The organism is Pseudobutyrivibrio sp. UC1225, assembly GCF_900115215.1.
Lineage (GTDB): Bacteria > Bacillota > Clostridia > Lachnospirales > Lachnospiraceae > Pseudobutyrivibrio.
Map to the genome: position 1 here is coordinate 55,296 of NZ_FOVQ01000015.1, position 7,073 is coordinate 62,368.

Sequence of the window (7,073 nt, forward strand, 5' to 3'; positions counted from 1 at the left end):
ATTAATCTACCTTCCATTTACCGGTTTCTACGTCAAATCTCTGGACACCTCCACGAGAATATCCGTCCTCTACAGTGAGAGACTCTGCAATCTCGGATGTTAAAGTGCCAGCCGCTATTATATCATAGAATAAATCTTCTACAAGTGCCGAGTCGGTTACCTGCTCGCCAGCCATATGCTTTGTAGAGATGGCATACTGAACAACATAGTCCAAAATACCCTTCTGTAGCTGCTTTACTTCGTCACTGACAAAGTCATCTCCCTTGAAGGATGGCTTTGGCTTGCCATTTTCCATAGTGAAATTAATAAGCTGGCCAAATGGCGCAGATAAAGCATTCTCAAGGAATAGCTGATATCTCATCAGCTTGCTGTCATCTATCAGACGTCTGTCTTTAATTTCAAAAATTGCATCAGCCTTACCGCCGATTCGCTCTGGCTTATTAGAATGAAGAGCTAGATAATGTCCTCTAATATCACGTCCTGTAAGCTTCATAAGGAAGTATTGAATTGTTCCTGAAAAGCCTACATCTACAACTGCAATATCCTTTGAAGTAGCAAGGAAATCCTCGGCATAATTCAGATATGCAGTCTTTTCTGTGGAAGCCTTGGCAAAAATCTCTGCCTTATATGGCTCTAAGGCCGCCATCAATTCCTCTGGCTTTGTCTCGTAGTCAAATTCACGGTCAGCATCATCAGCGTGAAGCTCCAGTCCGAAGCGCTCCACAAGAAGATTGCTAAAGGTACCCTGATATTTCTGAGAGACAAGCTCTCTGATATCTTCATCATTTTCAAGAGCTGGTACTGCACAGGCTCTGCGTGAGGTAAGGAAATAATGGATATCTGGAACCTGGATTCCCTTTCCCTGACAGTAGCCACGGATGAGCTGCTCCAGCATATAGCCTTCGCGGGCCAAAAGCAGTAATCTCTCGCCACTCCTTTTATTTTCCTCGACTACCCACTCAATGAAACGGGCCATAAGAGGACCCATAGTGGTGTAGCCCATGTCATACATATTCTTAAAGTGAAGCTTTCCATGCTCATCAAAGGCAAATGGAGAATTGAAGATACCTCCATTTATGGCCTGTCCTACAACTACCGAGTCAGCCAGACTTCTCTTTGCGAGCTTATCAAAATAAGCAAAATCAGAAAGCGCAAGTAAATCACGTGGATTCAGCACAATATGAGTAGCCACATGTCTATCCATAAGAATCTGTGAGTCTGAACGGAAGTTATCTCCTACGTGGATAAAGGTGTTTGCAGGCACATTTGAAAGTACCAAATTCCACATAGAACCATCATCCTTGCGTGCGCCTACCTCGCAGGAAATCAAAAGCTCATCATAATAAGCTATGCCACACTTGTGTAATAATCCCACAACCTCCACGCGGTTAAGGTACATGTCACTGACGAGGATAACACGCTTGCCCATTGATTTCAGAGCATTGTAAACCTCCACCATGTCCTTTCTAGGAATGCATACTGCAGTCTCCACTTCGATTTCCAGCTTCTTAATATCCATGGCGATATCGCCAATAGTCTTGTCCTTGGAAACCTCTACATAAATCTTATCGATTGTAGTAAGCGCGCCATACTGGGCGGTAGCAGCTGCTTCAGCTGATTTTCTAAGCTTAACAAAATCTACCTGCTTGCCAAGTTTATTAGCGATAGCTTTCTCCACGATTCTAAACACATCATCAGGCTCATAAACCGTTCTGGTGATAAGTGTATCGAAAATATCAAATGAAATAGTCTCGTATGCAGAAAGCTTCATAATAAGAAGCTCCTTGTCCACCTTGAAATTGCTAAAGAATGGACGAAGACTCTTATTTACCTGCGTATCCTTGTCCTCTAAGTAGAGGATGTAATCGTCATAACCCTGCTTTCTTGAAACAAATGGAAGGATGCGCTCCAAGGCGTGAGCAAGTGTGCCATCTGTCTGACCTGCTTCCTCAGGGAAATCCTCGTAGGTATAACCGTGGTCGAAGACTGGCTTTAAAGCATCCGTACACGCCCAGAAGAAGGAGCCTGCTGGATAATTGAATACAGAAGGCATATCGCCAAGGTCGTACTCAGCAAAAAGCTGCTGACCCAGTCCTGCATTTGCAAGCCATGAGTAGGCAATCATTGGCACTTCCTCATGAATATCTGGGTATACCAAACCTGCATTTTTATTCTTAAATAAATCAAATATAGAATTAACTTTCTCAGGAGAGCCTAATAAAATCTCTAAAGAAAACTGTCTCCAGCCGTCCTTTTCCTGACCTGAGTAAAGTGATTTCTTACTATGTACATGAAGGAAATAATCGTGCTGCTTTATCTCCTCAGCAAAAGCTACGTAAAGTGGCGCAAGGTCTCGTCCTCTGTTCTGAAGAGGGCGCACAACGGTCTTGTTTGCCATTTTAAGTTCCTTCAGACCTGCCTTAATCACATTAATGTCTGCATCAGGCTGACAGGAAATGTAAAGATCAAAGCGGAATGGGATATTTGAGAAGTAGCTTACAAACTCTGGCAATAAATCCACATAGAAAAGATGAAGATGCACTGCAACAGAAGGCGCTTCCTCTCCTCTGGTCGCAGCTTTCTTAGCTTCTTTTGCCGCAAGCTTCGCAGCCTTCTTAGCTTCCTTCTCCGCTCTTTTTGCATCCCTGGCTGGGCTTGGCTTTCCACGAAGAAAAGATGTGAAAGCTCGAATACTCTCTAAAGTTTTGTAGCCTCTGGTATTAACAGTGTTATCGTATATTGTGCGAAGCTGCGCATTTACAGCCTCGATATTTCTGATGTGAACATCCTTTGCAGCAATCAGTTCCTGAAGCTGCTTTATCTGGTAATCACGACTGGCAATAGCAAAATCAGTGCTGGTCTTACTGCGTCCTTCAGCGTGTTCTCTAAGCTCCTTAAGATTCTTCACATCCTTGAAGCAGTATTTGCTCTGGAAGTGATCCTCCATCTTTTGGTACTCTGCCTTTTCTTCATCAGAAATGGCTACCAGATTGCCCGGAAGTTCGCTGAATTTAACCACACGGTAAAGCATGTAATTGATTGGAATAGGGAAATCAAAAGTCCACTCGTAATCAATAATCTGCCATCCTTTATCAGTCTTGATAATGTTATCAAAAATTAAATCTATATCTAAGAATTGACAAGCAAGCACTCCTCTAGGCAAGTCTACATGTCCGAAGACTTTCTCGAACTCTGGTGTGCTTACAAACTCACTGGCCTTTGGGATAAAGGCAGCCTTTACTGCTGCAAGGAAATCCTCTGCATCAGCTGCGGTAAGATGCTGTCCCTGAAGGAATTCGCTTTCGATAGAATCTCCAACAAGCTTACTGTCATTTACGCAAAAATCAGAGCCCTGCAGTAATTCCTGCAAGCCTCTGTAGCTATTAAATACTCTATGAATATGCTCCACAGCCTCCGAGTCGTAAGGCCTTTTCACAACAACCTTTGTGCCGTCACGCTCTACAATATCTGTGATGATGTTATATTTTGGGTTTCTCTCATTGGAGAGCTTCTCGTATAGTAATCGTTCCATTTTTTATTTAGCAATGAGCAGATAGTCGCCTGCTCCTCCCCCTAAATAATCCTCTGCATATATTTCTGTAGTGAATAAATAATCAGGGCTCACTCTGAAAGTAGTGATGTCATTGAAGCCCGCTTCCTTCAAAAGGTTCTTTATAAAGTTTGAAAGTCTGTCCTTTTCAGAGAAGGCATACACCAGTCTGCCGCCCTCTGAAAGGTGTTTCTTCAAGGTGGAAGGTGTCTCAGAAAGATGCCCTAGATTGATAATTATATTAGATCTTTCTTTAACTTCTCCAATGGAATCTTCCATGGCTACAGTAACCTGAGCAGCCTGCTCCTGAAGCCACTCTACGATAGACTCACAGTCTGGCTGAATAATCAACACGCTGTCTCCCTTTGTGATTCCAACTGGAGAAAGAACATTACTCCTCATATGGCTGAGATTTTCAATTGCATCAATGGTTCCGGCTTCAAAGATCTGTCTATTATACTTTTCTTGTATCATAGGCTCTCTCCTTAAATCAATCTTTAACTTTTGTTACAGTAACCTTTGAATTCATATCATAATATCCAACAGTGTTCTTCGTGCTAACAACTGTGATATTCATAACATCGTAAAGTCTGTGATATGCTACGAAATCCACTCCGTCATAACCTGTGCAGCTGATAGACATCAGGTACTCACCGCCCTGCATATCCATCTTCTGAGTGAAGGTAGCCACGTATTCGCTGCCTTCCTTGCAAAGTCCCACATCACACTTTTCGTACATGGTGTTAGTGCCTGTTACATCAATTCCCTTAAGAGTCTTGAATGTAAGTGTAAAGATTGGATTCTCGATATCTGTATTGAAGTGCACCTTTGACTTAACTGTAAAGGTGCTGCCCTTCATAATGGCGTTGGTGTAATTGCCATTGTCATCGATAACTGCAAAATCAACAATGCTGGCTCTGCCATCGCCGTACTCATTAACGTTTGGATTAATCTGGTAGTTGGACTTCCAGTTTGTAGAGCCTGTCTGCTCTGACTGGCCGCCATCTGCTGTGCCGTCAGTGTTAAAGGCATCTGCCAAATCTACCTTGCTGGAAAGAACTGGCTCCTGTCCAACAAGAATCTTTTTATAGATATCAATCATATCCTTTGGTGTGCCCTCAGCCACCTTATCACCCTTGTTGATAAGAACTGCTCTGTCGCAGTATTTGCTGATGGCGCCCAAATCGTGGGATACGAAAAGAATAGTCTTTCCGGCTGCCTTGAACTCCTCAAACTTCTTGTAGCACTTTGCCTGGAAGAAAACATCACCTACAGAAAGGGCCTCATCTACGATAAGGATTTCTGGATCGATGTTGATGGCTACAGCAAATGCCAAACGGACAAACATACCTGAAGAGTATGTCTTAACTGGCTGGAATACGAAATCTCCGATATCTGCGAAGCTAAGAATGTCATCCAGCTTTGCATCGATTTCTTCCTTGCTATAGCCAAGCATAGTTCCGTTCAAATATATATTTTCAATTCCTGTGTATTCCTGATTAAAACCTGCTCCCAGCTCAAGGAGTGCTGAGATTCTGCCATCTACGTGCACATCCCCCTTCGTAGGGGAAAGTACACCTGTAATAATCTTTAAAATGGTGGACTTTCCAGAACCGTTAGTACCGATAAGTCCTACACATTCTCCCTGCTTTACAGCAAAGGACATATCTTTAAGAGCATAATGCTCCTTATAATTCTTCTTTCTGGTGAGGCCAAGAGTATCAGCTACTCTCGCCTTATTGCTATCGAAAAGCTTGTAGACCTTGTCTACGTGATTAACCTCTATAACGTAATCGCTCATATCGTCTCCTATGTTGCTATATGAGTCAATTCTACCATAATTTCAAAAAAAAGGACACCGGTTTCCCGCAATGTCATTAAGTTAACATTGCGGTGGAGGCTAAAATGAAGAAAACAAGATTGAAGTATCGAGCTTCAATCTTGTTTTTTCATTTTTGGGCATAATAATAAGACAGATTATCAATCTGCTTAAATAGCATTTTTAACTTTTCATTTTTTTATGCTACTCTATATAGGAAACCACGAAATACTCTTACTGTAAGGGTTCTATCACGGTGCCTTCCAGGTCTAATAGGAATAGTATTTCTTGCAATTATGGTTTCTAAATTGGGTGATGTTGTTTTTTCGAGGAAAAATAGTCTACACACATGAGCAGCTACTGAAAAGTTGGCTTTGTATGTATATTTTCTTTGCTTTTTATCAATGACTACGTGCGAGGTAATCATTTCTGCAAAGTTGTACATTATGAGATGTGCATAGATTTCCTGTTGGACACACATCACCTTTTTTGAGTGAAAATTCAGCATCCCAATCGTATATTTTAAATCTCTAAATGAAGTTTCTATTCCCCAGCGAGATTCATATAGAACTTTTAATCTTTCAGGGGAATATTCTGTTTTTTCCAGATTTGTAAGTATTGTTTCATAAGAATCTTCGGTAATTTTGAATCTTACAATCCTAAAGTTAAGTTCAAAAAACTTCACCTCATCAGCTTTTTTTAGTTTTAGGGGTAGATAATCAAAAGGCGTTGAATGTGGGATTAATTTGTAGTGATTTCTATCTGTCAGAAATAAATTCTTCATTTCTTTTGTTTGTTTACGTGTAAGCTTTAGATTTATGTCTACATCAAACTCTGGTATATCAGGTAAATCCAAACCATTTTTTATACCAGTAGTTCCATCTTTTATTCGAATTAGGAAAAACCAACCTTTTTCCTGTATATGTGCCATATTGTTATAAGATTCATAGCCTCTATCAGCTATTACTAATGCTCTGTTAATTGAAGAATTATCTACCATTTCCTGTAATGCAGAATGTTCGTTGGTATTCATCTTTCCTTGAATGATAGCATCAGTATACAGATGATTCTCTAGATTGTAGAGAGCGTTTAAATGTAAAAGATTGTATGGCTTTTGTCCATTGGAACCAGGATGAAAAGAACTTTTATCATCTGGATTAGTTGGTATTTGAATATCAGAACCATCTACAGCAAGTACAACTAAATCATCAGTTATATTTATCAACTTTGAAGTAAAATCATTAAAAATACTCTTAAAAGCGTCTGTTTTTATTTTTTGACGTTGCTGAACAAAAGCAGATGCAGATGGTAAAGATTCAACATCCGGAAATAAATCTATTAGCTCATTTGTGATGCTCTTACTTCCCATTCCAATGATAGCTTTGATAATTGTTGAAAATGAAAGTTTTCGGTTTCTTGTAAAGTCTATTTGTGTGTTATTAACATAGCCAGTATAGTTTTCGGTAGTAGATTCAATTGCAGAAAATAAAAGTTTTTTTACATTCTTTGGTTTCATATGCGACCTCCTTGCAATCAAGTTTTTTCCTTAATTACAAGGGCCGCTTTCGCTACCTTAAAAACATCAGTAGCGAAAGCGGCCACATATTTCTCTTGTTATGTCAACATATGTTTATAAAAAAGAAGACCCCTATACCATTTCTGGTATAGAGATCTTAATTGAGTCATCTTAACTTAATGACATTG

The 7,073-nt window shown here is 40.3% G+C and carries 4 protein-coding genes; all 4 read right to left on the reverse strand.

Annotated elements, in window-relative coordinates:
* Position 1 precedes the first annotated feature (1 nt).
* Positions 2-3,532: a rhamnan synthesis F family protein gene (locus BMZ41_RS13930; protein WP_090530711.1), complete on the reverse strand. Its 3,531-nt coding sequence runs from the start codon at positions 3,530-3,532 to the stop codon at positions 2-4.
* Positions 3,533-3,535: 3 nt separating this feature from the next.
* The gene (locus tag BMZ41_RS13935) at positions 3,536-4,024 is read right to left on the reverse strand and encodes a hypothetical protein (RefSeq protein WP_090530714.1); all 489 of its coding nucleotides are present in this window, start codon (positions 4,022-4,024) and stop codon (positions 3,536-3,538) included.
* A gap of 16 nt (positions 4,025-4,040) precedes the next feature.
* Positions 4,041-5,351 carry an ABC transporter ATP-binding protein gene (locus BMZ41_RS13940; protein ID WP_090530717.1) on the reverse strand — a complete coding sequence of 437 codons (1,311 nt, stop codon included), beginning with the start codon at positions 5,349-5,351 and terminating at the stop codon, positions 4,041-4,043.
* 217 nt (positions 5,352-5,568) lie between these two features.
* Positions 5,569-6,885 carry an IS4 family transposase gene (locus BMZ41_RS13945; RefSeq protein WP_090530129.1) on the reverse strand — a complete coding sequence of 439 codons (1,317 nt, stop codon included), beginning with the start codon at positions 6,883-6,885 and terminating at the stop codon, positions 5,569-5,571.
* Positions 6,886-7,073: the final 188 nt, after the last annotated feature.